This is a genomic window from Paenibacillus sp. FSL R7-0302 (genome assembly GCF_038006885.1).
Taxonomy (GTDB): domain Bacteria; phylum Bacillota; class Bacilli; order Paenibacillales; family Paenibacillaceae; genus Paenibacillus_AQ.
This window is the reverse complement of the sequence record NZ_JBBOWB010000002.1, coordinates 188450-213496: the sequence shown is the minus strand read 5'-3', so window position 1 is coordinate 213496 and position 25047 is coordinate 188450. Positions and strand designations below refer to the sequence as shown.

General features: G+C 56.6%; 22 protein-coding genes and 1 pseudogene. 19 read left to right on the top strand and 4 right to left on the bottom strand.

Annotated elements, in window-relative coordinates; genetic code table 11:
* Positions 1–47 precede the first annotated feature (47 nt).
* Both MKY96_RS26610 and MKY96_RS26605 read left to right on the top strand, forming a co-directional pair.
* Positions 48–1988: an NAD(P)H-hydrate dehydratase gene (locus MKY96_RS26610; RefSeq protein ID WP_340945091.1), complete on the top strand. Its 1941-nt coding sequence runs from the start codon at positions 48–50 to the stop codon at positions 1986–1988.
* A 365-nt stretch (positions 1989–2353) separates the two neighbouring features.
* Positions 2354–2662 carry a hypothetical protein gene (locus MKY96_RS26605; RefSeq protein ID WP_340945090.1) on the top strand — a complete coding sequence of 103 codons (309 nt, stop codon included), beginning with the start codon at positions 2354–2356 and terminating at the stop codon, positions 2660–2662.
* Between the two features lie 10 nt (positions 2663–2672).
* On the opposite strand, the gene MKY96_RS26600 is transcribed toward MKY96_RS26605, so the two are convergent.
* Positions 2673–3128, bottom strand: a complete 456-nt coding sequence (locus MKY96_RS26600; RefSeq protein WP_340945088.1) for a hypothetical protein — start codon at positions 3126–3128, stop codon at positions 2673–2675.
* Positions 3129–3194: 66 nt separating this feature from the next.
* Positions 3195–3398, bottom strand: a pseudogene (locus MKY96_RS26595) (SDR family oxidoreductase); the annotation flags it as partial.
* A 102-nt stretch (positions 3399–3500) separates the two neighbouring features.
* Here MKY96_RS26595 and MKY96_RS26590 point away from each other — a divergent pair.
* The 3 genes from MKY96_RS26590 (at position 3501) to sdaAA (ending at position 5676) form a co-directional block, all read left to right on the top strand.
* Positions 3501–3911 carry a GNAT family N-acetyltransferase gene (locus MKY96_RS26590; protein WP_340945086.1) on the top strand — a complete coding sequence of 137 codons (411 nt, stop codon included), beginning with the start codon at positions 3501–3503 and terminating at the stop codon, positions 3909–3911.
* Between the two features lie 173 nt (positions 3912–4084).
* Positions 4085–4801, top strand: a complete 717-nt coding sequence (gene sdaAB, locus MKY96_RS26585) for an L-serine ammonia-lyase, iron-sulfur-dependent subunit beta (protein WP_340945084.1) — start codon at positions 4085–4087, stop codon at positions 4799–4801.
* Positions 4798–5676, top strand: coding sequence for an L-serine ammonia-lyase, iron-sulfur-dependent, subunit alpha (gene sdaAA / locus MKY96_RS26580; protein ID WP_036732726.1), 879 nt, complete (start codon positions 4798–4800; stop codon positions 5674–5676). Before sdaAB ends, sdaAA begins: the two co-directional genes overlap by 4 nt.
* Positions 5677–5713: 37 nt before the next feature.
* Here the strand turns inward: sdaAA and MKY96_RS26575 are convergent, their stop codons facing one another.
* Positions 5714–6016 (bottom strand): hypothetical protein, encoded by a 303-nt coding sequence (locus MKY96_RS26575; RefSeq protein ID WP_209877347.1) that lies wholly within the window; start codon positions 6014–6016, stop codon positions 5714–5716.
* A gap of 72 nt (positions 6017–6088) precedes the next feature.
* Between MKY96_RS26575 and MKY96_RS26570 the strand changes: the two genes are divergently transcribed.
* Positions 6089–6286 carry a YwbE family protein gene (locus tag MKY96_RS26570; RefSeq protein ID WP_340945082.1) on the top strand — a complete coding sequence of 66 codons (198 nt, stop codon included), beginning with the start codon at positions 6089–6091 and terminating at the stop codon, positions 6284–6286.
* Here the strand turns inward: MKY96_RS26570 and MKY96_RS26565 are convergent.
* Positions 6273–7088: an HNH endonuclease gene (locus tag MKY96_RS26565; RefSeq protein ID WP_340945079.1), complete on the bottom strand. Its 816-nt coding sequence runs from the start codon at positions 7086–7088 to the stop codon at positions 6273–6275. The two genes, MKY96_RS26570 and MKY96_RS26565, sit on opposite strands and share 14 nt — an antisense overlap.
* A 300-nt stretch (positions 7089–7388) precedes the next feature.
* Between MKY96_RS26565 and MKY96_RS26560 the strand changes: the two genes are divergently transcribed.
* From MKY96_RS26560 to MKY96_RS26500, 13 genes are all read left to right on the top strand, one after another.
* Positions 7389–7871 (top strand): hypothetical protein, encoded by a 483-nt coding sequence (locus MKY96_RS26560; protein WP_340945078.1) that lies wholly within the window; start codon positions 7389–7391, stop codon positions 7869–7871.
* A 52-nt stretch (positions 7872–7923) separates the two neighbouring features.
* Positions 7924–8937 (top strand): LacI family DNA-binding transcriptional regulator, encoded by a 1014-nt coding sequence (locus MKY96_RS26555; protein WP_340945076.1) that lies wholly within the window; start codon positions 7924–7926, stop codon positions 8935–8937.
* 108 nt (positions 8938–9045) lie between these two features.
* On the top strand, positions 9046–10389 hold the full coding sequence (locus MKY96_RS26550; RefSeq protein WP_340945074.1) for a glycoside hydrolase family 30 protein: 1344 nt from the start codon (positions 9046–9048) through the stop codon (positions 10387–10389).
* Positions 10390–10872: 483 nt separating this feature from the next.
* Positions 10873–14100, top strand: coding sequence for a cellobiose phosphorylase (locus tag MKY96_RS26545; protein WP_340945072.1), 3228 nt, complete (start codon positions 10873–10875; stop codon positions 14098–14100).
* Positions 14101–14233: 133 nt separating this feature from the next.
* On the top strand, positions 14234–14554 hold the full coding sequence (locus MKY96_RS26540) for a hypothetical protein (protein ID WP_340945069.1): 321 nt from the start codon (positions 14234–14236) through the stop codon (positions 14552–14554).
* Positions 14555–14691: 137 nt separating this feature from the next.
* Entirely contained in the window at positions 14692–15357 is a 666-nt protein-coding gene (locus MKY96_RS26535) for a hypothetical protein (protein WP_340945067.1), read from the top strand.
* A gap of 160 nt (positions 15358–15517) precedes the next feature.
* Positions 15518–16507, top strand: coding sequence for an ABC transporter permease (locus MKY96_RS26530; protein ID WP_340945064.1), 990 nt, complete (start codon positions 15518–15520; stop codon positions 16505–16507).
* A gap of 18 nt (positions 16508–16525) precedes the next feature.
* Positions 16526–17416: a carbohydrate ABC transporter permease gene (locus MKY96_RS26525; RefSeq protein WP_340945063.1), complete on the top strand. Its 891-nt coding sequence runs from the start codon at positions 16526–16528 to the stop codon at positions 17414–17416.
* Positions 17417–17514: 98 nt separating this feature from the next.
* A complete protein-coding gene (locus MKY96_RS26520; RefSeq protein WP_340945061.1) occupies positions 17515–19215 on the top strand; it encodes an extracellular solute-binding protein in 1701 nt (566 codons plus the stop codon).
* Positions 19216–19281: 66 nt separating this feature from the next.
* Positions 19282–21177: a cache domain-containing sensor histidine kinase gene (locus MKY96_RS26515; RefSeq protein ID WP_340945059.1), complete on the top strand. Its 1896-nt coding sequence runs from the start codon at positions 19282–19284 to the stop codon at positions 21175–21177.
* Positions 21174–22757: a response regulator transcription factor gene (locus tag MKY96_RS26510; RefSeq protein WP_340945057.1), complete on the top strand. Its 1584-nt coding sequence runs from the start codon at positions 21174–21176 to the stop codon at positions 22755–22757. The genes MKY96_RS26515 and MKY96_RS26510 overlap by 4 nt, the downstream gene beginning before the upstream one ends.
* A gap of 152 nt (positions 22758–22909) precedes the next feature.
* A complete protein-coding gene (locus MKY96_RS26505; protein ID WP_340945054.1) occupies positions 22910–23713 on the top strand; it encodes an aminoglycoside N(3)-acetyltransferase in 804 nt (267 codons plus the stop codon).
* Between the two features lie 38 nt (positions 23714–23751).
* Entirely contained in the window at positions 23752–24387 is a 636-nt protein-coding gene (locus tag MKY96_RS26500; RefSeq protein ID WP_340945053.1) for a histidine phosphatase family protein, read from the top strand.
* Positions 24388–25047 lie beyond the last annotated feature (660 nt).

Below are 25047 nucleotides of genomic sequence, written 5' to 3'. Positions count from 1 at the left end.
AACGGGACTTAGTACAATCGAAGCAACTATAAAGGAGGTCTGGAGCAATGGATGTGGTGACAGCAGAGGAGATGCGGGCATTCGACCGCGACACGATCGAGCGGCTGGGCATCCCGGCCATCGCCCTGATGGAAAATGCCGGACGGGCTATTGCCGAGGAGGTCATCGCCCTGTGCCGCCGCCGGGCAAGCGTAGCTGGTGTGCCTGGTGGAGGGGCGTGGGGGGCTGGAGCTGGAGCGGTTGGAGGCGGAGCGAAGTGGAATGGAACGGGTACGGCTGGAGGCGGAGTGTGGAGTGATGAAGCGGGAGTGCTAGGTGACGAAGCACGGTGGAACGGGGCAGGCGTGGCTGGGGCTGGAGCTGGAGCGGGAGCGAGCGTTAATGGTGCACCCGGTGATGGGTTCGGCACGGTTGGTGGCGGAGTGCAGAGTAATGAAGCGGGAGTGCTGGGTGGTATGATGCAGTGGAACGGGGCAGGCGTGGCTGGAGCTGGTGCGGGCAGTGGCGGCGCGGGCGCTTTAAGCGGGCGCGGGGCGCCAGGCTTCGGCGCTGACGCTGCGGGCTTCTCCGTCAGCGGAGATGCGGCGCTGACGCTTCCCGCTGCCGGCGGAGAGCATTGGCTCGTCCTCGCCGGCAAGGGCAACAACGGCGGCGATGGCCTCGCCGCCGCCCGGCACTTGCGTGAGGCCGGCATCGCCGTCACGCTGGTGTACGCGGCCGCGCCGGAGTCGCTGGCCGGCGAAGCCGCGCTGCAGCGTGATGCTGCTGCAGCCATGGGCATTCCTGCCGTAGTCTACGGCAGGGACGCCCTGGACCTTGCCGCATGCAGCGGCATCGTGGATGCGCTGCTCGGCACAGGCAGCGCGGGAGCCCCGCGCGGTGCCTATGCGGAGCTGATTGCCGCTGCGAACGCCAGCGGCAGAGCCATTGTGTCCGCAGACATCCCCAGCGGGCTGGATGCGGACACGGGGGAGACGCATGAGCCCTGCATTCATGCGTCAGTGACCGTCTGCCTCGCGTTCCTGAAGCGAGGGCTGCTGCAATATCCCGGCGCGCAGGCCGCCGGGCGGGTCGTGGTCCGCTCCATCGGCATACCCGCTGCCCTTGCCCGAGAGGGAGGCGTCCAGGTCAGCCTCCTGACGCCGGAAGTACTGACGGCGCGCCTGAAGGTCGACCTGGCGCGCCGCCGTTCGCCCGAGGGCCACAAGGGCACCTACGGGCATGTCCTGCTTGCAGCAGGAAGCCTGCGCATGAGCGGTGCAGGCCTGTTGTCTGCCCGCGCTGCACTGCGCGCAGGCTGCGGGCTGGTAACCTGGGCGCTGCCGGAGAAGCTGCTGCCCTATGTGATCGGATCTGTACCGGAGCTGATGCTGGCCCCGGTCACCGGAGGTGACGGGGAGTGGAATGCGGGTACGGCCGCTGAAGTGCTGCGGCTGAGTGCCAGCCGCGATTGTATAGCCATCGGCCCCGGCCTGGGCCGGTTCGAAGGAGACGCGGAGTGGCTCCGCAGACTATGGGAGGAGACGGACGGTCCTATGGTTATCGATGCGGATGCGCTGAATATACTGGCCGATACCGGTTACCGGAGCTGGAGCCGCCGCCATCCGGTTATTCTGACCCCGCATCCGGGGGAGATGGCCCGTCTGGCGGGGATATCTACAGCGGAGGTGCAGCGGGACCGGATCGGAATAGCATTGTCCTACGCAGTTCAGCATGGGGTAATCCTTGTGCTCAAAGGAGCACATACCGTAATAGCAACGCCCGAAGGGCAGGCCTATATCAATATCACCGGACATCCCGGTATGGGCACCGGCGGTGCGGGGGATGTGCTGACAGGCATCATCTCCGGTCTGCTGGCCCAGGGCCTGGAGGCGGATCAGGCCGCAGCGTTCGGAGTCTATCTGCACGGGCTGGCTGGAGAGCGCGCCGCCCGGAAGCGGGACCACCCTTCCGCCCTGATCGCCGGGGATATTATCGAAGCGCTGTAAGTGTAGGCACCGGCTCGATTTCTCCAACCAACATTCCTTTAACAAATTCAAGCTCTTGCTCGCTCTGGCGCACGGCCCTGCTTCGAGCTCAAGTCTATGTTAGTCTGCTATCTGCTTTAGCGGATAATAGGTGGATTTCGTCCACCTGCTGATGAGCGGATGAGTGCTGGCGGGATGTTAGTTGGATAAACGACACTTCATTTGGCACATTTCACCCCAGGCGGCAAAACTAACTTTATTAGTTGTAGTTTTTCCACCTGCTTGCCTATAATCGGCAGAAACGGATGAAATAAGACACATTTCTCCAATTGTTTGCTTAGGGCATCCTATTGAGCTCGATGCACCGGACGATAAGAGTTAACGCAATGTGTGAGCGCGAGGTCATCGGACCCAATATAATCGAAAAACCGACCACATTGGGCGTGACGGAGGCGTGTGGTCCCAAGGTAATCGAAAAACCGACCACATTGGGCGTGACGGAGACGTATGGTCCCAATGTAATCGAAAAACCGACCACATTGGGCGTGACGGAGGCGTGTGGTCCCAATGTATGCGGAAAACCGAACACAATGTGCCGTGAGAAGGGTTTGCGGTTTCCGAATACTGATCCCATCCAGCCCGGTATCCAGCCTTACCCGCCATCCCGGCCCTTCCCCATTCTCCGCCCCGTCTGAACCCGCCAGGTCAGAACAAGATCAGACAGACCAGCGGAATGAACAGAGCGAAGAAGGGAAGCAGGATCGGGAAGCGTTCGCCCGCGATCTGGGCGATGCGGAACAGCAGCAGGATGGCGAGTCCGGTAAGGCCGGAGACAAGGGAGTCGCCGCCCTGCTCCGCAGCGAGCCACAGGCCGGCGCCATAGCCGGCAATGGCGTACAGGGCCAGCGCCGGGCTGAGCGAGGTGGAGCGCAACAGGCGCAGCAGCGCATCGGCCAGGATTGCAGCCGGTAGGCCGTAGGCGTAGATGGCATAAGGCACCGACACCGGCCAGCCGGACGGAATTCCGTCCTCATAGCCATGGATCAGCATGAACAGGGAGATCAGGATGAAGGTCAATCCGGCGGCCGACAGCTTGGTTAGAGCATACATGCCCGCATTCAGGCGGACAGAAGGCAGGTTGAAATCCTTGTGTTGATTCATCGCTATACATCCTTTCGGGTTGGGAATGAACAAGGCCGGAGTGACTGGCTGAAGCCTGGACATGGATCAGCTGGTAACTATGTCTCCGCCGTTAACATGAATGCAGGTGCCTGTTACATAAGAAGCATCATCGCTGGCCAGGTAGACATAGGCTCCTGCCAGTTCGTAAGGCTGTGCCGCACGCTTGAACGGAGTCTCAGTACCGATGACACTGACCTCCTCCGCAGAGAAGCTGACGGGAATCAGCGGCGTCCATACCGGACCGGGAGACGATAGCGCCCTTGGTAGATGGCTTCCGTATATGGGTATGCATGCGCCCAGAAAAGCGTGCGGCGTGAAGTGGAGTCATACACATAGAAATGGGGAGAATGCATGATATATAGAGCAATGACAGGGGAAGATTACGAAGCGGCTTACCGGTTATGGGAGAATACGGACGGAATGGGCCTCAGTGAAGCCGACTCACGTGAGCATATTATCCGTTATCTGGAGCGGAATCCGGGGATCAGCCAGGTATGCGTGAAGGAGGACGGTACCCTTATGGGCACAGCGATGTGCGGGCATGACGGACGCAGAGGCTATATGTATCATGTGGCTGTTGACAGCAGCAGCCGGGGAAGCGGTGCAGGCCGTGAGCTGGTGAGGCGTTGCCTCGCGGGACTGCAGGAAGCGGGCATCACGAAATGCCATCTCATGGTGATCGAAGATAATGCCCTTGGCCGCAGCTTCTGGACCGGTATCGGCTGGCAAGAGCGGGACGGGCTGTTGCTTTTCTCAAAATAAGAATGTATAGGTTTCACGTTATAAATTATCCTTCTACTTCCCTCACAACTCATGTAATAGTGTAGCTTTGGGGCGGACGCAGTATAATGTATAGGTGCTGCACAATGAACGGATGTACATCATTACATCATTCGTTGTACATGGCCGAATTCAGATAGCGGGAGACCAGAACTATGAGATTCAAAGATGTATTCTCAATTATAGGTCCGGCTATGGTCGGGCCTTCCAGTTCTCATACAGCGGGAGCCGCGCGGATCGGGCGGGCCGCAAGGCAGGTGCTTGGTGAGCTGCCGGGAGAGGCCGAGGTTACGTTCTTCGGTTCTTTTGCCGCGACTTATCAGGGACACGGGACAGACCGGGCGATCGCCGGAGGTCTGCTTGACTTCGCCACGGACGACCACCGGCTGCCGGATTCCATTGAGCTTGCGGCCGAAGCCGGGATGAGCCTCTCCTTCGGTCAGGGAACGGGGCTGTTTCCCCATCCCAATACGGTCCGTCTGCGCCTTGCAGGCAGGGAGAGCGGGACGGAAATGACCCTTACCGGCACATCTATCGGCGGCGGCAATATTGAGATTGTGGATATTGACGGCTTCAGCGTGAAGCTGACCGGCATGTACCCGACGGTGCTGATTCAGCATATGGATTATCTGGGTGTGCTGGCCAGTGTTACGGATGTCATGCGGGAGGGCCAGTTCAATATCGGACATATGTCACTCGACCGGAAGAACCGCAGCGGGGCGGCCTTGACGGTGCTGGAGCTGGATGAGCCAGCCACGGCGGAGCTGCTGGAGAAGCTGCGGGCGCTTCCGGCAGTGAACAGCGTCAAGGTTGTCGATTTGAACGGCAATACACAAGAACAGACACAGAAGGGGAAGGACATCACAACATGAATTTTCAAACACTCAGCCAGCTGGCTGTACTATGCGGGGAGCGGGAGCTTGGAATCGGTGCTCTGATGCTTGAGGAGCAGAGTGCCGAATCCGGCCGTTCCCAGGAGCAGGAATTTGCCACCATGCGTGAGTATTACGGGGTAATGAAGGAAGCGGTGCAGCGCGGCATGACCGAAGATACCACCTCACGCAGCGGCTTGACAGGCCTGGATGCCCAGCGGGTGGCTGCCTATAATGCAGCGGATGAGCCTTGTCTCGGGGGACCGGCAGGCCAGGCGATGGCGTATGCTCTTGCCGTCTCTGAAGTGAATGCCTCCATGGGCCGGATTATTGCCACACCGACTGCCGGCTCCTGCGGGATTATTCCCGGTGTGTTTCTGAGCTGTCAGGAGCGCTTCGGCTGGGACGATGATTATATGGTCTCCGGTCTGTTCGCGGCTGGAGCGATAGGGTATGTTATTGCTAATAATTCTTTTGTATCGGGTGCGGAAGGCGGCTGTCAGGCCGAGGTGGGTTCAGCGATCGGCATGGCGGCCGGAGCCTTGACCGAGATGCGCGGCGGGACTCCGGCACAGGCTGTACATGCGGTGGGTCTCGCGCTCAAAAATACACTGGGGCTGATCTGTGATCCGGTGGGCGGACTTGTGGAGATTCCATGTATTGTCCGCAACGGCTTCGGTGCCGTTACGGCGCTTGCAGCGGCGGATATGGCCCTAGCCGGCGTCCGCAGCGTGATTCCGTCCGATGAAGTGATTAAGGTCATGCTGGAGGTCGGCTCTGCGATGCCCGAGAAGCACCGGGAGACGGCCGGGGGCGGGCTGGCCCAGACCCCGACCGGCCGCCGGATTATGAAGGATCTGCGGAACCCGAAATAACCGCCCGGTCACAGGCACACTTGCAGTCTGCCGTTCATCAGAGCATACGGAAGCGTTCCAGATGCTCCCATAAGCCCTCCTGCCGGAGAATCTCCGCCTGCTTCGGGCCCATGAGGTCGAAGTGGGGGAACGGCTGGCGGTTATGAATATACCGCGCGGGGAGACCATGCTTCCTGCACCACTCCCGCAGGCGGGGCAGATCGCTGCAGCCCACCTTGGTGACGGTTGTGATCTCCGGGTAGCGTTTGTCTATCCAGTAATGGGTCAGGAACGCAATCTCCCCTGCGGAGACGGCCTGTTTCCAGCGGGTTAATTCCGCCCGGTTGATTCCAAAAGCCATGGCTGTTCATCCTTATCTGTAAGAGTAAGTAGACTATATATAACGCAAATATTACCGGAAGGAGAGTGTATTATGAACGGACAAGTAAGAGCGGATATCCGCCCCGGCATTCAGGTAGACATCGTACTGAAGCAGGATCAGGCAACCGGAAAGCTTACGCGCGGAACAGTGAAAGACATCCTGACCAACTCGCCCCGCCATCCGCACGGGATCAAGGTGCGGCTCTCGGACGGCCAGGTTGGACGGGTCAAGAATATTACCGGCTCATGAATTGCTCCACCGACTGATCGGCCTTCGTCTGATTGCATAGATTGCAGGCACAGACGCAGTTATCCGGCGTAGTATGCCCGCCCTTGGCGCGGGGGAGCAGATGATCAATGGTATCCCCGTATTGGCCGCAGAAATAACAGGTATAGTTGTCCCTCGTCAAAATATAGGCGCGGAAGTCCTTGTTGCTGTATAAGCGGCGGATCGTCCGCCGGTTCACGACGATGGCCGCATGCTCCTTGACCAGTGTCACGGCAAGCTCAAGGTCGATCTCCTGATGCCAGCGGCGGCCCTTATCGCTGTGCCCGCGCATGAGAATCATGCCCTTGGCTGAAGGAATCAGAGCAGAGGCATCCTGCGGATCGGGCTTCGGCCCGCGCTGCTGCGGAAGGCTGCGCCCGGTCTCGGCGGCATGCCGTGGACGCGCCTTGCCCTTAAAGCCGGCCGTGCCTGCGCTGCCTCTGGCGTCCCGGGCACGCTCCGGCCGGGAGGCTGGACGGGGCTGTGCCATGGGCGGCTTTGCCTTCTCGGGCGCCGCTGCCCCGGAGATAGAGACCGGCCCCTTGTCCCGCTTGAGGGGGCCGGCCGGTCCGGCCTGGCGCTCCGGCAAGGCAGGCGCTGCGCTTGAATGCACTGGCAGCAAGGAAGCTTCGGCCTCGCGGAGCTTGCGGCATTCCCGGCACGCGCCGCGCCGGGACATGCCTTTGGCGCGCTTGCCTGTGCGTCTGCGGAATTCAGAGAGCGGCTTCAGCTGATGGCAGTACGCGCATTTTTTGGATGGAGGTAGAGTTGTAATCTCAGTCATAAGTGTACTTGGCAGAAGCAGCCTTAAGCCGCAACCGTCCAATCCCTTCTGTATTGTGAATGATAATTGCATCTGCTTGCATGCGTCCGCTTTAATGTCAGTAGTTGTCCTAATTGATACTAGTATAGCGTAAACCGCAGACATTCACACAGCAGGCACATCATGCAAATTTTCCGGAGTGTGATTTCTTTCCCGGCAATCTTGAGGAGAAATGTGTAAAATCTCAATAAAGCATAGGCGCTAACCAGAAATAGCCCTAATCCGTAGCCGGAAAACATGTGCCTGAAATGAGGAATGAGGATGAACGCTGCTAAAAAAATGCCAGGTGCTGTTAGGGTGCTGGTGGTACTTCAAGGGTTTTTGAGCTTGGGGGCCATCGCAGGCGGGCTGGCGCTGCTAACGGATCCCAGCGGGGAATTGCTCGGTATGCCGGCCACTGCAATGGCACGGATGCCCTTTCACAGCTTTGCCGTCCCTGGGCTGCTGCTGCTGTTCGTATTCGGCATGCTCCCGCTGCTCGTGCTGTACGGCCTCTGGAAGCAGCCGCAGTGGGCTTGGAGCTACGCCTTGACACCGTTCAAGGAGCGGCATGCGGCCTGGAGCTTTTCGCTCTATATCGGCTTCGGCCAGATTATCTGGATTATGGTGCAGACCTACATGTGGAACATGGTCAGCTTGATTCATGTGTTCTATATGTCGCTGGGAATGCTGATTCAGATCGTGACGCTGCTGCCCGGGGTTCAAAGATATTTTATGCTGGACGGCCGTGCCGAAAGAAGTTAGAATGTCAGTGAACATAAAAGGGCTTTCATTGAGCTGCGGGAGTGAACCGGAAATGACCACGATATACGATATTGCCAAAAGGACCGGCTACTCACCAACCACAGTGTCCAAGGCGTTCAATAACTATTCCGATGTGCGGGAGAAGACGCGTGAGGAGATTCTGCGTACCGCCCGGGAGATGGGGTATCTTCCCAATGCGCATGCACGTACACTGACGACCAAGAAATCCTGGACCATCGGTGTGCTGTTTGTGGAGAATACGGGGGCGGGAATCCGCCATCCTTTTTTCAGCGCAGTGATTGAGAGCTTCAAGCAGGTTGCCGTAGCCAAGGGCTATGCCCTCATGTTCATCTCGAAGGATGTAGGCGGCAAGCAGAGCGGATATCTGGAGAACTGCCGGATTCGCGGCGTCGACGGGGTGGTAGTGTTCCTCTCTGATTATGATGACCCGTATTTCCGGGAGCTGCTGGAGAGTGATATTCCGACCGTGGTGCTCGATTTCGAGACGGAGCTGTCGCATACAGTCTGCTCGGATAATATGACGGGTGCGCTGCAGGCCGTGGAGTATCTGGCCAGTCTTGGACACCGCCGGATTGCCCATATCTCGGGAGGCGGGAACACCTATCCGGGACAGCAGCGGGAGCTGGGGTACAGAACGGCGATGGAGAAGCAGGGACTTGAGGTGCCGGATGAATATGTGGCTGAGGGAGCCTTCTACGCGCTGGAGAATGGTTATGGTGCAATGAAGCGTCTGCTGGCGTTGCCGCAGCGGCCGACGGCTGTTTTTGCTTCGGGTGACTTGCTGGCCCTGGGTGCGGTAATGGCGGCCAAGGATCAGGGGCTTGCGGTGCCGGAGGATGTCTCTGTGATGGGCTATGACGACATTGAGCTTGCCGGATACGTTACGCCTGCGCTGACCACTGTACGACAGAATACCGAAATGCTGGGGACCCGGGCGGCGGAGCTGCTGCTGGCATCTATGAACGGTCCAGGTACGGCACAGGAAGCACTTGTGCTGCCTGTGGAGATTATTGTGAGGGATTCCTGCGCACCGCCGCGCATGTGATGAAGGTGCGTACATTCAGGAATACCTTTTTTTTCGGCAAAATCGAAACCGGTTTCGATTTCTTTCGTCCCTGGTTTCGCTGGCACAAATAATAAAGGAGTGATGGACATGACAACCGTTCAAACCGTAGTCACCGCCAAAGATACAGGAGATCGTCTGAGTCCCAAGGATGGCATTCAGTTCAGCGCAGAGGGCGCAGCGGCAAAAGCAGATATCGTGCTGCACCCGGAGCAGGCGTTCCAGACCATTATTGGTTTTGGCGGCGCATTCACAGAAGCAGCGGCTTATACCTTGTCCCGGATGAGTCCTGCGAAGCGCTCAGAGGTCATCCGGCGGTATTTTGATCCGGTAGACGGGCTGAATTACAGTATGGGCCGTGTGCATATCCATAGCTGCGACTTCGCACTCGGCAATTATACGTATGTGGAGGATGGGGATACGGAGCTTAAGACCTTCGATATCTCGCGTGACCATAAGTGGGTTCTGCCGCTGATTAAGGATGCTATGGAGGTCCGGGGCGGACCGTTCACCATGCTGGCCTCCCCGTGGAGCCCGCCTGCCTGGATGAAGACGAACGGGGAGATGAACAACGGCGGCTCGCTGAAGCCGGAGTATGCGCCGGTCTGGGCGCGGTATTATACCAAATTCATCGAGGCCTACCGCAAGGAAGGCGTTCCGGTCTGGGCGGTCTCTGTACAGAATGAGCCGGCAGCGGTGCAGACCTGGGATTCCTGTGTGTACAGTGCGGAGGAAGAGCGTGATTTTGTCAAAACCCATCTAGGCCCCGTGCTGCACGAAGCCGGAATGGGCGATGTGAACATCGTGATCTGGGATCATAACCGCGACATTATGGTCGAGCGTGTGACTCCGATTCTGTCGGACCCGGAAGCTGCACAGTATGTCTGGGGGACCGGTATCCACTGGTATGGCGGCGAGGAGTTCGGCAATGTGGAGCAGGTGCATGAGCTTTTCCCGGATAAGCATGTGCTGTTCACCGAAGGCTGCCAGGAGGGCGGCGTGCGTCTGGGAGAATGGTTCACGGGCGAGCGCTACGGCCGCAATATGATCGGCGATCTGAATGCCTGGACCGAAGGCTACCTCGACTGGAATCTGGTGCTGGATGAGACAGGCGGGCCGAACCATGTGGGCAATCTCTGCGATGCTCCGGTGATCGCGGATACGGCTACTGACGAGGTCCACTACAACAGCTCGTATTACTACATCGGGCATTTCAGCAAATTCATCGCTCCGGGTGCGGTGCGGATCGGCCTGGATTCGGCGGCGGCAGATGTGCTGTCGGCAGCGTTCCGCAATCCGGACGGCAGTCTCGCTGTGGTGCTGATGAACGAAGGCGGGGAAGCACGTACGCTTACGCTGGGGCTGGGCGGTGAGACCGCCGAATGTACGCTGCCTGCGCACTCTATCGCGACACATCTGATTACGCAGGGGTAGGCCTGCATAGTGGAACAAGGTTAGAGGGCGGGCGGTCGTCCACGCCCTTACACCAGTACGCTCCCACCGGATCACATTTCTCTTTCAAGCTACTGTACAGCCCCACCGCTCGATCCTTCTTCCAGCTTTCCGGGCGGCATCTGGGCGTCGACGATTGCATTGTGTACACTAGATTCCTGTTATTCACGCCTAAAATTGCGATCTATTGCACTATGTGCAGTAGAATCCTGCAGAAGCGGCCTTTTCGGGCAGCAAGCCGGGATTCTACTGTATGAAATACAACAGAAGGCTGGTCGGGAGCGTAATGAAACAAATTCTATTGTACAAAGTGCATTCACCCGGGCGGGGCAGCAGCCATTCAGGGGTCGCAATTACCCAGAAGTTATATCGCAAGGGAAAGTTCAGCCAATAGCGTGGTTGCTGCAGCTCGGTAGCTGAAGCGGGGCACGTAAGCATTCATTGATATTTTTAGGAGGAGTAAATATGAGCCGTTATACTTTTGATTCAGGAAAATTTGTGATCGAGCAGTTCCACGAAGGCAAGCCGTTTGCCAGCTTCCTGCCCGGCCTGGCCGGACTGAAGGGGATACCGATGTGGACGTTCTATGTGAACCGCGGCCAAGGGATCAGCAGCTTCGGCGTACGGGACAAAAACTCGCCGATTATGGAGTTCTCTCCAGCCAATATTTCCTACAAGAACGTAACATCGACCGGCTTCCGTACCTTCATCAAGCTGAAGGGAGCAGCAGAGATCTATGAACCGTTCCAGTCAGCCCGCCCGGACCCGGCAGCCAAGCGGATCATGACCATTCTGCCGAACGGACTGACCATTGAGGAATCGCATGCCGGACATGGACTGAAGACTACGGTCCACTATTTCAACCTTCCGGGGGATGATTATGCCGCGCTGGTCCGCCAGGTGGAGATTCAGAATACCGGCGGGGCTGAGCTTGAGCTGGAACTGCTGGACGGTCTGCCGGAGGTGCTTCCATTCGGGGTAGAGAACAGCAACTATAAGGAGATGGGGAACCTGCTCCGCAGCTGGATGGATGTGTTCAACCTGGAGCACGGGATTCCGTTCTACAAGCTGCGCTCCGGCACGAATGACGATGCCGAAATCGGCAAGATCGAGAGCGGGCATTTCTATCTCTCCTCCACGGCGGAAGGGGAATTGCTCCGTCCGCTGGTAGACTATGAGGTGATTTTTGGCGGGAATACTTCACTGGCCTACCCCGACCGCTTCGCGGCGCTTCCGCTGGCCGAGCTGCTGGCACAGGCGCAGTATCCGGTCAACAAGGTGCCGTGCGGCTTCAGCGGTACAGCCCGCACGCTGGCCCCGGGGGCTTCGCTGAAGCTGAACACCATCATCGGGCATGTGAATGATATTGCCCGGATTAATGAACGGACGGCGGAGCTGTGCCGTGCGGAGTATTTTGCCGCCAAGTCCCTTGAAGCTGCCGCGCTTACCGAGGAGTTAACTGCGGATATCGCCACCCGGACGTCCTCGCCGATCTTTGACGCGTATTGCCGCCAGTCCTATCTCGACAATTTCCTGCGCGGGGGATATCCGTTTATTTTTGACAATGGGGAAGAGGGCTTCGTGGTCCATCTCTACTCCCGCAAGCATGGCGATATGGAACGGGATTATAACTTCTTCTCGCTGGCCCCCGAATATTATTCGCAGGGGAACGGGAATTTCCGCGATATGAACCAGAACCGCCGCAGCGACGTCTTTTTCCATCCCAAGGTGGGCAGCTTCAATATCAAAATGTTCTATAGCCTGATTCAGGCGGACGGCTACAACCCGCTCAGTGTGCAGGGCACCAGCTTCGAGATTCTGCCGGGTGCGGAAGAGCAGCTTAAGGCATGGCTGGGCGGGGCGCTTGCAGAGCAGCATGCGGGACTTACACAGCTCCTGGCCGGACGCTTCACCGCAGGCAGTCTGATTAACTATATTGCCGATCAGCAGATCGTGTTAACCCTAAGTGAGCAGGAATTCCTCAGCGGGGTGCTTGCGTTGTCGCAGCAGAACATTGAAGCCGCCTTCGGCGAAGGGTTCTGGTCGGATCACTGGACGTATAATCTGGACCTGGTGGAAGGCTATCTGGATATTTATCCTGAGCGCCTTGGGGAGCTGCTGTTCGGGGATGAGACGTATGCGTTCTACGACTCTCCAGCCTATGTCCTGCCGCGCAGCGAGAAGTACGTGATTAGCGGCGGCAAGGTGCGGCAGTTCGGAGCTCTGCTGGAGGATGAGGAGAAGCTGCATAAGCTGAAGCGCAAGGCATCCGGTACCGAGTGGCTGCGCACACAAGGCGGGCACGGGGAGATCTACCGGACCAGTCTATTTGTGAAAATGCTGTCGCTCGCCCTGAACAAATTCGCCACGCTTGACCCGTATGGTATGGGTGTGGAGATGGAGGCGAACAAGCCGGGCTGGAACGATGCGATGAACGGGCTGCCGGGCCTGATCGGCTCGGGCATGAGCGAGACACTGGAGCTGAAGCGGATGCTGGTCTTCATGGCGGAAGCGCTGGAGAACTGTGCGGAGCTTCCTTCCGCAGTTGCTCTCCCGTCGGAGATCGCGGTGCTGCTGACGCAGGTAGGGCAAGCTGTCACTGAAGTGCTGGACGGTTCGCTGGACCCGTTCCTGTACTGGGACCGCGTAGCCTCGGCGCGTGAGGCTTACCGGGCAGACATCCGCTTCGGGATTACCGGCGAAACTACGGACTACTCTATTGCCGAGATCCGCGATATGCTGGCCCGGTGTATCATCAAGGTGGATCAGGGGATTGCGCGTGCGGTGGAGATGGGCGGCGGACTGGTGCCCACCTATTTCCGTTTCGAGGCTACGCGCTTCCGGCCGGTCACGGATGCTGCCGGAGCGCCGGTCATCAGCGGCTATGGACTGCCTAAGGCAGTAGTGGAGGAATTCGAGGCTTCGGCGCTGCCGTATTTCCTGGAAGGTCCAACCCGCTGGCTCAAAACTCTAGATGATCTTGAGACGGCCAAGGATATATACAGCCGGGTGAAGCAGAGCGGGCTGTTCGATCCGGTCACCTCAATGTACCGCACTTCGGTATCGCTGGAGGAAGAGGGGCATGAGATCGGACGCATCCGGGCGTTCACCGCAGGCTGGCAGGAACGGGAATCGAACTTCCTGCACATGTCCTATAAGTATCTGCTTGAGCTGCTAAAGGCCGGACTGTATGAAGAATTCTACAGTGAGCTGAGAACGTCGCTGATTCCGTTCCTTGATCCGGAGGTCTATGGACGCAGTACGCTGGAGAATTCGTCGTTTATCTCCACGGGCGGCAACCCTGACCCGCATACACACGGACGGGGATTCGTGGCCCGGCTGAGCGGCTCCACGGCCGAGTTCCTGAGCATGTGGAGAACGATGATGGCTGGCAGCAGCCTGTTTGCTATTGAGAATGGCGAGTTGACTCTGGCGCTGCATCCGGCCCTTCCCGGCTGGCTGTTCGACGAGCAGGGAGAAGTCTCCTTCAAGCTGCTGGGCAGCACGGAAGTAACGTATGTGAATCCGCGTCATGCGGATACCTTCGGTGACAGCAAGGCGGTTATTCAGCAGATGAAGCTGGAATTCCGCAGCGGTGAGGAACGCAGTGTATCCGGCGGCTTGCTGCGCGGCGCAGATGCCGAGGCCTTGCGGCGCGGGGAGATCGCCGCGATCCGTGCGGAGATGGAATAACGTAACGTAACGTGCGTAGATAATGGCGGAGAGGAGGTCCTTGGGGGCCTCCTTTCTGATTGTCTGGGGAGTATGATTACTTTTGATGTGAATAAGACAGTGCGGACCCAATGTAATCGAAAAACCGATTACAATGGGCGGGCGGAGGGTGTGCGGACCCAATGTAATCGAAAAACCGATTACAATGGGCAGGCGGAGGGTGTGCGGACCCAATGTAATCGAAAAACCGATTACAATGGGCGGGCAGAGGGTGTGCGGGCCAAATGTAATCGAAAAACCGATTACAATGGGCGGGCAGAGGGTGTGCGGACCCAATGTAATCGAAAAACCGATTACAATGGGCGGGCAGAAGGTGTGTGGACCCAATGTAATCGAAAAACCGATTACAATCGCAATAGGCTGGCGCAGACTCCAACTTAGACGCAAATTCACCAGTCCAAAAGCTAGTTTATAATACTAAGGTATACATCTGTTAACAGGATACAGCCTGAGGTGATATATCAGATTGGGTTAATCTAGCTTGGGTTGGAGCAGCTCGGTTTGAATTACCTTAGAGCAGAGCAGCCAAACACGAGGGGAGCATCATCAACAATGAGCGAGCTTAAAATGGGACTGATTGAGAAATACTCTATGATTGTTCCGGCCGCGCAGCGGGAGGCGTGGGAGTCGAGGGGCTGGGTGGAAGAACCTGCGTTCAGGGATTTCCACTATGAGGCGGAAGAAGGCGAGGCGATGATGACCGCCAGACCCCGGACCCTGACAGAAATTGACACGGACTCGCTGCTGGGCAGCCGGGTTGCCGGATTTCACCGCCATCTGGGAACCTATGGCATGGGCGGCCCCGGGTTCTTCGGATTGTTGCTGGAGAAGGAAGGCATTAGGCAGTATCTGGTCTATGCCGTCTGGGCATCGGGTCAATATATTCTGCTGGACGGCAGAGTGATTGAATGCCATCTGAGGCATAACCAGAGCCACCGGCCATGGATATCCAGCTGGGCAGGGGAGCCTGAGGAAGAGCAATGGGATGAGCTGACGGCAAAAGTAACGGGGAGCGTGGTGTCCGCTGTCCATCTGACTGATGAGGAGCTGCGGCTTGAGCTGACTCAGGAGGGTGTGCGGTCCCAGTTTGTTTTCTACAGATACCATCAGGATCTGCCGCCGCTCGGAAACGGCCAGCCGCGCAAGCCTGCCTTTGAGGACGGCGTGATCGGTGATTATATCGTACTATCGGAGGAGCATGCGGTTCTGCATGTGTAACAGGCTCGGCTTGGGGAGTCCAGAAGAACGCTCCAAGCCGAAATATGAGCCCCTAAATACGAAATATGAGGCCTTTTACCGGGTATCTAAAACGCATACAATACATACATAGAGATGAAAACGCTTCACAATAAAGATAGGTATTTTGGAGGTCCATACGATGGAGAACAAACGAAACACCAAGCCGGATCCGGCCATGGCGCCGCTTATTCCGGCGTCAATCGAAACCGGTTCAGGTCGTAAACATTCACTCTGGAGGAAGTTTGTAGCCCAGCGTCATCTGCAGACCATGGCCCTGCTCGGCGTAGTCTGGATGATCATCTTCAACTACATCCCGATTTATGGCTTGATTATTTCCTTCAAGGAATATAACATCGTCAAGTCGATTGCCGAAGCCCCATGGGTGGGCCTGCAGCATTTCAGAGAACTGTTCGACGACGACGAGCTGCCCAATGTTATACGCAATACGCTGGGAATCAGTCTGATCAAGCTGATTATCGGATTTCCGCTGCCGATTATCTTCGCTTTATTTCTTAATGAGGTCCGTTCCCTCCGGTATAAGAAGGCGATTCAGACGATCTCCTATCTGCCGCATTTCCTCTCCTGGGTCGTGCTTGGCGGGATTCTGGCCACCTGGCTGGCCGATGTAGGGATTGTCAATAACATCCTGATGGCGCTGCATATCATTGACCAGCCGATTACGTATCTGGCAGAGCCAAGCTACTTCTGGACCATTATCATTAGCTCCGACATCTGGAAAGAGCTGGGGTGGTCAGCGATTATCTATCTGGCGGCGATCGCCGGTGTCTCTCCGGAGATGTATGAGGCGGCGACGATTGACGGAGCCGGGCGGTTCCAGAAAATGTGGTTCGTCACGCTGCCGTCCGTCCGGGGCACGATCAGCATTCTATTCATTCTCGCGGTCAGCGGGGTGCTGAGCTCCAACTTCGACCAGATTCTGGTGCTGCGCAACTCGCTGAATGACAGTGCTTCTAACGTCATTGACTACTATATTTATCAGACAGGTATTGTCTCTAACCGCTTCTCCTACTCTGCGGCGGTCACTCTGGTTAAGGCGGTCATTGCACTGATTCTGCTGCTGATTGCTAACCAGGTATCCAAAAAAATCAACGACACGTCGCTGTTCTAGAACAAGGAGGATCTATCTATGTTTGCACTCAAACGCAGAACCAAAGGCGAAGTCATCTTCGACATCATCAATAATCTGGTCATGCTCTGCGTCTGCTTCCTGACGCTCTATCCGATCTGGTATGTGCTGGTCAACGCCTTCAATGACGGCAATGATGCCATGCTGGGCGGAATCTACTGGTGGCCGCGAATCATTACACTGAAGAACTTCGAGGCGGTCTTCGCAAGTCCGGGCATTATGCTGGCGATGGCCATTACCGTAGCCAAAACGGCGCTTGGCGTCGTCGTCCATGTATTCTTCACGGCGATGGTGGCGTATGCGTTATCCCGCAGGGATCTGGTCGGCGGCAAAATCTACATCCTGATCGGTACCATCACCCTGTTCTTCAACGGCGGGCTGATTCCGACCTTCCTGCTGAACCGTGACCTGCATCTGCTCGATAATTTCCTGGTGTATATCATTCCAGTCATGTTCAGCTTCTTCGACCTCATTATCTTCATGACGTTCTTCCGGGAGATTCCGGATGGCCTCGATGAGGCGGCGCGGATTGACGGGGCTAACGACTGGTCGATTCTGCTGCGGATTGTGCTTCCGGTCTCCATGCCGGTCATCGCCACCATCGCCCTGTTCCACGGGGTCTACCAGTGGAATGATTATTTTACAGGCATTATCTATATCAACAATGTGGATCTTCAGCCGATTCAGACCTATCTGTTCCGGGTCGTGGCCCAGTCCAGCTCCAATACGATGATGACCGCTGTCCAGGGCAGCGCGGCTACAAGAACGGTCACCTCACAGTCGATTAAGCTGGCTACCATGGTCGTGACCACACTGCCGATCGTGTTCGTCTATCCGTTCCTGCAGCGTTATTTTGTCAAAGGCATGATGATTGGTTCGATCAAGGGCTAAGCATCTGCAAGCCACAGGTAACTCCTCCAACGCCCGGGTGTCTGAAGGGCTACGGGGTTGAGCTTATAAATATTATGATCTAGAAAAGGGGTAAACAAATGGGCATGAAACATAAGCCGAAGAAAACGGTCCTGCTGCTCTTGGGACTCATGATGGCCTTCTCTGTTACGGGCTGTGGCAGCAAGGATAACGCCGCGGGCGGAAACACGGGGAATAATAAGCCGGCGAACACGGAGGCTACAACTGCACCTGCAACAGATGCTGCAACACCGGCACCTGCGGCTTCGGCCGATGAACCGGGCTGGAAGAGCGATACTTCACCGATTACTTTTGACTGGTATCTGAACTTTGCCTGGTTCCCGAATAAATGGGGTGTAGACCCGACCTCCCAATATGTGACGAAAAAGACCGGCGTAAATATCAACTTCATCGTTCCGGCGGGCAATGAGAACGAGAAGCTGAACACATTGATGGCTTCCGGCAAGCTGCCGGACTTCATTACACTCGGCTACTGGGAAGATGCGATTAAAAAAATGGTGGAAGGCGATCTTGTACTTCCGCTGAACAAGCTGGCGGATGAATATGACCCTTACTTCTACAAGGTATCGGATAAGGATAAGCTGGGCTGGTATACTCAGCCGGACGGCAATGTCTACGGCTACCCGAACTCTTCGTCCTCTCCGGCCGATTATAAGCAATACGGCGACACCTATGTATCCAACCAGACCTTTGCTGTCCGCAAGGACATCTATGAAGCCATCGGCAGCCCGGATATGCGTACACCTGAAGGCTTCCTCGCCGCGCTGAAAGCGGCGCAGGAGAAATTCCCTCAGGTGAACGGCCAGCCGCTGATTCCGCTCGGTCTGCATGAGTTCACCGAGAACGGCAACGACTCGCTGGAAGGCTACATTCAGAACTTCCTGAACATCCCTTGGGAAAAAGACGGCAAGGTCTATGACCGTGAGACTGATCCTGAGTATGTCCGCTGGATGAAGACCCTCCGCCAGGCAAACCAGGACGGACTCTTGGCAAAGGATATCTTCATTGACAAGCGTGCGCAAATGGAAGAAAAAATCGTACAGGGACGCTACTTCGCAATGCTCTATCAGCGTACAGATTTTGCTTCGCAGCTCGGTACAATTTTCCAGAAAAACCCTGATCAAGTGTACATTGCAGTAGACGGACCGGCCAACACCAAGATGGACCCGCCTGCACTGAACGGCCCTGGGATCTCCGGCTGGACGGTGACCCTGATCTCCAAGAATGTGAAGGATAAAGCGCGTGCGATTAAATTCCTCAGCTATCTGAACAGTGAGGAAGGCAACAAGGATCTTTATCTGGGCGAAAAAGGGGTCAGCTATGATACAATTGACGGCAAGGACCAATTCCTGCCTGAGGCGCTGAAGCTGATGAACACCGACCGCGGAGCCTTCGATAAGCAGTACGGTTCATCCTTCACCTTCTGGATGATGCAGAACACGAATATTACCGATCAATGGAAGCCGGAATCTGTAGAGCCATACAAACAACTGGAAGACTGGACGAAGGGCAAATCGGTCAATACCTCCGAATTCCAATTGATTGACCCTACCGGCAACTCGCCAGAAGGCATTATCGCGACCAAGCTGAAACAGCTTCGCGGCAAAACCATGCCGAAGCTGCTGATGGCGGATTCCGATGCAGACTTCGATAAGATCTGGAGCGATTATCTCGCCAAGAAAGAAAAGGACGGCCAGGCGACCTTCGATGCCTACCGCCAGACGAAATATGAAGAGAACAAAAAGAAACTCGGAATGTAAGTTTTAAAATATAAGACCCATTGGCCCGCAGACTGCGGGCTTTTGGGCTATTTTCAAGAGGTGAGCATGCGCGAACGAACAGGGGCATTATGGAATTCCTTCCGCTATTGGTGGGGGCGGAGATCACTGCAGAGCCGGCTGATTGCTGCATATATCTTCATTATTCTGGGACCCAGCCTGCTGGTGTCCCTATATTCGTACAGAGCGATCAATAATACTTATAAGCGTGATTCCATTGAGAAGAACAGCTATCTCCTTCAGATGGAGAAGCTGTATGTGCTCAACCAGATTGAAGCGATGGAACGGGTCGCCCAGATGGCTTCCTCGGATAAAGGGGTGGAGAGCTATCTGGTCAGCGAGGACGATCCCCCGCTGGGCGAGCTGATCGATTTCAATACGACCACCTATGTGAGCTTGAGTCAGATGCAATTTAACAATCCGAATATCGAGCATCTGCGGCTGTTCTCCGGCAGCAGCAATGTACATGAGCTGTGGCCGGTCATCTTCCGGGAGGACCGGGTATCCAGGGAGCCGTGGTTTCAGAAGGCGCTGCAGTTGGAAGGAGGCTATTATTGGTCCTTCCAGAAGAGAGATCCCGACCTTATGAAGCGCTACTCGGGGGAAGTGGAGGCGGGTCCGGCCAAGGTCTCGCTGCTGAAGGAGATCAGTATTCCTGCCGGGCACCATGTCGGGATGGTCCAGGTCGATATGCTGCTGAGCAAGTTCGCGCCGAAGGCGTTCACCACTGTGCAGGATAATGAATCGCAGATGATGATCGCCGATGAGGAGCTGAACCTGTTCTCCCGGACGGATCACTCTTTTTTGCAGGAGAATCCGGGACTAGCTGAAGCGGTAAAGGAACGGCTGGCCGATTATCGTAAGACCGGGGAATGGGCGATGGATTACCAGGAGAACGGCAATTCCTTCCTGCTCATTCAGACCCCGCTGGAGCAGATTGACGCCTCGCTGGTAACGGTGGTCTCGATGAAGGGGTTAATGAAGGATATTTCGCATACCCGTAACCTGATTGTAGGGGCGAATATCGGCTTCCTGTTCCTGGTTACCGTCATTACGTATGTGATGAATGCCTTCATTCTGAAGAATCTCCGCCGTCTGACGGACACGATGAAGAAAGTGCGCCGGGGCGAGCCGTATGGCAGCATCCGCATCAGCGGGGGCGGCGAGGTCGGGGAGCTGGCGCATCATTTCTCCAAGCTCATGAATACGATTAATACGCTGGTTGCCCAGGCAGTTCATAAGCAGGCGCTATCCAAAGAGGCGGAGCTGCGCACCCTGCATAATCAGATCGATGCCCACTTCCTCTATAATACGCTGGAGAATATCAAAATGCTGGCGGAAATCGAGAACCAGCGGACGATCTCGGATGCATTGACCCGGCTGGGGGGCATGATGCGTTATAATTTCAAGTGGAGCGGAGAATACGTGAAGCTGAGGGACGAGATCCGCCATATTGAGAATTATGTGGAGGTTATGAATATCAGGTTCGAGCATACCATCCGGTTAGAGCTGGATATTGATAGCGCTTATCTGGAGGTGGAGGTGCTTAAGATGTCGCTGCAGCCGATTGTCGAGAACAGTGTGAAGCATGCCTGGAACGCGGACGGAGTCGAGCTTACGGACCGGGTGGTGCGGATTGATCTGACGGAGGTCGGGACGGAGATTCTAATTGTGGTGCGCGACAATGGTCTGGGACTGACGCCGGAGCGGCTGTTTGCGCTGCATGAGGCGATCTATGCGAAGGAGGAGCCTGGAGCGGACGCTTCCGGGATCAGCAGCGGTGGATATAAGGCTGGAGGCGTCGGGCTGCGCAATGTGCATCAGCGCCTGCAGCTCTTTTACGGGGAAGCCTATGGACTGGAAGTGCAGAGCGAAGCAGGGAAGTGGACAGCAGTGTACATGTCTCTGCCCAAAGTTCTATTGACAGGGGATAATCAGCGATGACAAATCTGATGATTGTGGATGATGAGAGAATGATCCGTCAAGGTCTGAAGGCGATGATCGAACGGGAATATCCGTCGGTCTACAATATATCGCTGGCGGGGAACGGCGCAGAGGCACTGGAGCAGTACAAGCGGGAGCGGCAGGATGTGATTATCACCGATATCCGGATGCCGATCATGGACGGAATTACGCTGCTGGCGCGGCTGTCTGCGGAAGCAGGGCCGGGTGGAGCTCCGGCTGTGATTATTCTCAGCGGCCATGATGATTTCGAATATGCCAAAAGCGCAATCCGCTACCGCGTCAAGGATTATCTGCTCAAGCCGATCCGCCGCGAGGAGCTGTTCGAGATTCTGGAGCGGATAGCCAAGGAAGGGGCGGAGCGGGAATCCAGCAGCCATAAGCAGCAGCAGGAAGCAGAGGGCTACCGCCGCGAGCTGAGGGCAGCCCGTCTGCGCAGCCTCCTGATGCAGCAGGAGGGCGAGGTATCGGCGGCCCAGCAGGAGGAGCTCGCGGGGCTGGCACTGCCTTTTACAGTAGGGGTGCTGAACTATTATCACAGTGACGGTACACGTATGAAGCCTGGAGAGGTGCAGGGGCTGCTGGAGCAGCTGGGCGGACCGCTGGAACATAAATTCAAGGAGATCCTGACGGACGGGGACGGGAAGCTGGTGCTGGTCGGAGAGGGGGAGAGCTTCCTGGAGCTGGCAAAGAAGGCCGAGGCCAAGGAGTTAACGCGGCTGCTGCTCGGAATCAGCAGGGAGAGCCGCAGCGCCGAGCAGTTCCGCGCCTGTTATCTGGAGGCTTGCCGGGCGCTGGAATACACCTTCCTGTCGCCGCAGGCCAGCTTCGTGGACTATGCGGATATTCAGGCCGGACGGCTGAGCTTCCCTTCCCCGGAGGAGGAGCTGCGCAAGCTGCTTAATATGCTGGGGACCGGGCGGGAGAAGGAGATTAAGGCGCTGCTTAGCGCTGTTTTTCAGACGGAGCATCTGCTGAGGCTGGATCTGAGTTACCTGGAGAATGTAGGGCGGAGTATGAATGAACGCGTACTGGATGAGGTGTTCCGTGCGCACGGCGAAGCTTCGGTGGAGGTGCTGAAGCTCTACCGCCAAGTGGGCAACCTGCATAATTTCCGCCATTTCCACGACTATTACCGTGCGCTTGAGCATCTGCTCCTGAGCGTTAACGATTATATTATAGGCATCAAATCCGCCCACACGGAGCATGCCGATATGGAGGAAGCGCTGGCTTATATCGAAGCGAATTATGCCCGCCCGCTGAACATGGCGATGGTCAGTAACTATGTGTCTCTCAACTATTCATATTTCAGTGAAGCGTTCAAGGCTTACACCGGGGAGAGCTTCGTGCTGTATCTCAAAAAAGTCCGCATCCGCCATGCCAAAGAGCTGCTGGCCGATAACCGGGTCAAGCTGGCCTCCGTCTCCGAGTCCGTCGGCTTCGAGAACAGCAAGCAGTTCGCGCGGGTATTCAAGGAGCTGGAGGGCATCTCTCCCGGGGAATTCCGGGCGAAGCTGCTGATGGGGCGTTATCCCGGCCAGGCCGAGGATAAGGAGTCTTAGGGCGGGAGCAGGTGCGGGTGTAAGAGCAGGTGTAAGTGCAGTAGCGGCAGGTGCAAGTGCAGGGTGGCCACGGGCGTAAGATAAGGCCGGGTGGCAAGGCCGCCGGTTCTGGTCTATGATAGGAGAGATGAACGGCTGGGAGGTGACTTACAATGGAGGAAGTACAAGGAACATTGATTACAGCAGACAGGCTTGCCGCCGACTTCCGGCGGCTGGGTGTGCAGGAGGGGATGACGCTGCTGCTGCACTCCTCCTTGAAGTCACTCGGGCAGTGGGTGGCAGGCGGACCCGTTGCCGTGATCCTCGCGCTGGAGCAGGTGCTGGGCGAGGAGGGAACGCTGGTGATGCCGACGCAATCCTCGGATCTGACCGATCCGTCAGGCTGGAGCAGACCGCCAGTGCCGGAGGCCTGGTGGCCGGAGATCCGTGAGCATATGCCGGCGTACGACCCTGACCTCACTCCTATCAGAGGCATGGGGATTATCCCGGACTGCTTCCGCAAGCAGCGGGGGGTGCGGCGCAGCAGCCATCCGATTGATTCTTTTGCCGCCTGGGGGAAGCACCGGGATGTCATTATTGACGGCCATGGCCTGGAATATGCCTTCGGAGAGCGGTCGCCGCTGGCCCGGATCTATGAGCTGGGAGGAAGCGTGCTGCTGCTGGGCGTGGACCATGGGAACAATACCTCGCTGCATCTGGCGGAGCACCGGGCGGATTATGCCGGGAAGCAGGAGGTTATCGCAGGTGCTCCGATGCTGGTGGATGGCGTCCGGCAATGGGTGGAGTTCAGTGATTACAACTGGAATTCAGATGATTTCGCTGAGCTTGGTGCGGACTTTGACAAGGAGACCGGGCGGATTGCCAAGAGCTTCATTGCAGCTTCTGCGGCACAACTGGTCCCCCAGCGGGAGATTGTCGATTATGGGGTGAAGTGGCTGGAGCGCCGCCGCAGGTAATTATCGATACATACTTGGGTAAAGGGGAATCAGAATTCATGACTACTACGGTGTATATTACAAGACACGGGCAGACGGAATGGAATGTGCAGAAGCGGATGCAGGGCCATCAGGATTCGCCGCTTACGCCGCTTGGGGTGCAGCAGGCAGAGTGGTTAAGTCAGGCTATGCAGGAGGTCCATCTGGACGCGGTCTATGCCAGCTCCAGCCCCCGGGCGCTGCGGACGGCAGAGATTATCCGGGGCGGGCGGGAGATCCCGCTTACCGCCTATGATGAATTTAAAGAGATTAACCTCGGCATCTGGGAAGGCAAGGAGGCCGGTGAGCTGGAGGAGCAGTACCCGGAGCAGCACCAGCTATTTTGGGGGGACCCGGCGCTGTTCAGCATCCAGGGCGGCGAGACCTTCGCAGCAGTGCAGGAGCGTGCGCTCAGCAAGCTGCGTGAGCTCATAGACCTGCATGAAGGCGGCACGATCCTTATTGCCACCCATACGGTAGTAGTGAAGGTGTTGATGGCTTATTTTGAAGACCGGGCCATGGACAAGCTATGGGATCTGCCCTACATTCACCCTACCTGCCTATGCAGAATTGATATTACTGACGGCGTGCCGGAGATTGTGCTGCACGGAGATACCAGTCATTATGTGACCAGTGAGGGCGGGCTGGAGTCCTGAGCAGCAGTTACTGGATAGCAGCACAGCAGGTAGAGTTACGATAAACAGGCGATGCGCATGTGGCATCGCCTGTTTGGCGTGGGGCGGTGTAAGGCGTGCGCGGGAATTTTGCACATTGTGCAACACTGTGGCTCGCTAGGGGGCAGTGTGTGAGAATCCTGCATGAAATGAAACACTGGAGCTCGATAGGGGCTTCCTGCGTGGAGATCGTGCACGAAATGCAACAATCCAGCTCCCACTCGCCCCGAATCGCCGGAAATCCTGCAATAGTTGCAACAATGCGCCATAGCCAGTAACAAATTAGAAAAAATCCTGCATAATATGCAACAATGCAGCTCGATAGGGGCTGCTTGCGCAGAAATCCTGCACGAAATGCAACAATCCAGCTCCCACTCGCCCCGAATCGCCGGAAATCCTGCAAAAGTTGCAACAATGCGCCACGGCCAGTAACAAATCAGAAAAAATCCTGCATAATATGCAACAATGCAGCTCGATAGGGGCTGCTTGCGCGGAAATCCTGCACGAAATGCAACAATCCGGCTCCCACTCGCCCCGAATCGCCGGAAATCCTGCAAAAGTTGCAACAATGCGCCACAGCCAGTAACAAATTAGAAAAAATCCTGCATAATGTGCAACACTGGAGCACGATAGGGGCTGCTT

Excerpts from the sequence above, each read along its gene's own strand:
- MKY96_RS26505 (WP_340945054.1), top strand. The coding sequence starts at position 22,910 with ATGGAGGAAGTACAAGGAACATTGATTACAGCAGACAGGCTTGCCGCC.
- MKY96_RS26560 (WP_340945078.1), top strand. The coding sequence starts at position 7,389 with ATGAACGCTGCTAAAAAAATGCCAGGTGCTGTTAGGGTGCTGGTGGTA.
- MKY96_RS26555 (WP_340945076.1), top strand. The coding sequence starts at position 7,924 with ATGACCACGATATACGATATTGCCAAAAGGACCGGCTACTCACCAACC.
- MKY96_RS26540 (WP_340945069.1), top strand. The coding sequence starts at position 14,234 with ATGGGCGGGCGGAGGGTGTGCGGACCCAATGTAATCGAAAAACCGATT.
- MKY96_RS26530 (WP_340945064.1), top strand. The coding sequence starts at position 15,518 with ATGGAGAACAAACGAAACACCAAGCCGGATCCGGCCATGGCGCCGCTT.
- MKY96_RS26605 (WP_340945090.1), top strand. The coding sequence starts at position 2,354 with ATGTGTGAGCGCGAGGTCATCGGACCCAATATAATCGAAAAACCGACC.
- MKY96_RS26510 (WP_340945057.1), top strand. The coding sequence starts at position 21,174 with ATGACAAATCTGATGATTGTGGATGATGAGAGAATGATCCGTCAAGGT.
- MKY96_RS26545 (WP_340945072.1), top strand. The coding sequence starts at position 10,873 with ATGAGCCGTTATACTTTTGATTCAGGAAAATTTGTGATCGAGCAGTTC.
- MKY96_RS26500 (WP_340945053.1), top strand. The coding sequence starts at position 23,752 with ATGACTACTACGGTGTATATTACAAGACACGGGCAGACGGAATGGAAT.
- MKY96_RS26600 (WP_340945088.1), bottom strand. The coding sequence starts at position 3,128 with ATGAATCAACACAAGGATTTCAACCTGCCTTCTGTCCGCCTGAATGCG.
- MKY96_RS26565 (WP_340945079.1), bottom strand. The coding sequence starts at position 7,088 with ATGACTGAGATTACAACTCTACCTCCATCCAAAAAATGCGCGTACTGC.
- MKY96_RS26570 (WP_340945082.1), top strand. The coding sequence starts at position 6,089 with ATGAACGGACAAGTAAGAGCGGATATCCGCCCCGGCATTCAGGTAGAC.
- MKY96_RS26525 (WP_340945063.1), top strand. The coding sequence starts at position 16,526 with ATGTTTGCACTCAAACGCAGAACCAAAGGCGAAGTCATCTTCGACATC.
- MKY96_RS26535 (WP_340945067.1), top strand. The coding sequence starts at position 14,692 with ATGAGCGAGCTTAAAATGGGACTGATTGAGAAATACTCTATGATTGTT.
- sdaAA (WP_036732726.1), top strand. The coding sequence starts at position 4,798 with ATGAATTTTCAAACACTCAGCCAGCTGGCTGTACTATGCGGGGAGCGG.
- MKY96_RS26575 (WP_209877347.1), bottom strand. The coding sequence starts at position 6,016 with ATGGCTTTTGGAATCAACCGGGCGGAATTAACCCGCTGGAAACAGGCC.
- sdaAB (WP_340945084.1), top strand. The coding sequence starts at position 4,085 with ATGAGATTCAAAGATGTATTCTCAATTATAGGTCCGGCTATGGTCGGG.
- MKY96_RS26610 (WP_340945091.1), top strand. The coding sequence starts at position 48 with ATGGATGTGGTGACAGCAGAGGAGATGCGGGCATTCGACCGCGACACG.
- MKY96_RS26550 (WP_340945074.1), top strand. The coding sequence starts at position 9,046 with ATGACAACCGTTCAAACCGTAGTCACCGCCAAAGATACAGGAGATCGT.
- MKY96_RS26520 (WP_340945061.1), top strand. The coding sequence starts at position 17,515 with ATGGGCATGAAACATAAGCCGAAGAAAACGGTCCTGCTGCTCTTGGGA.
- MKY96_RS26590 (WP_340945086.1), top strand. The coding sequence starts at position 3,501 with ATGATATATAGAGCAATGACAGGGGAAGATTACGAAGCGGCTTACCGG.
- MKY96_RS26515 (WP_340945059.1), top strand. The coding sequence starts at position 19,282 with ATGCGCGAACGAACAGGGGCATTATGGAATTCCTTCCGCTATTGGTGG.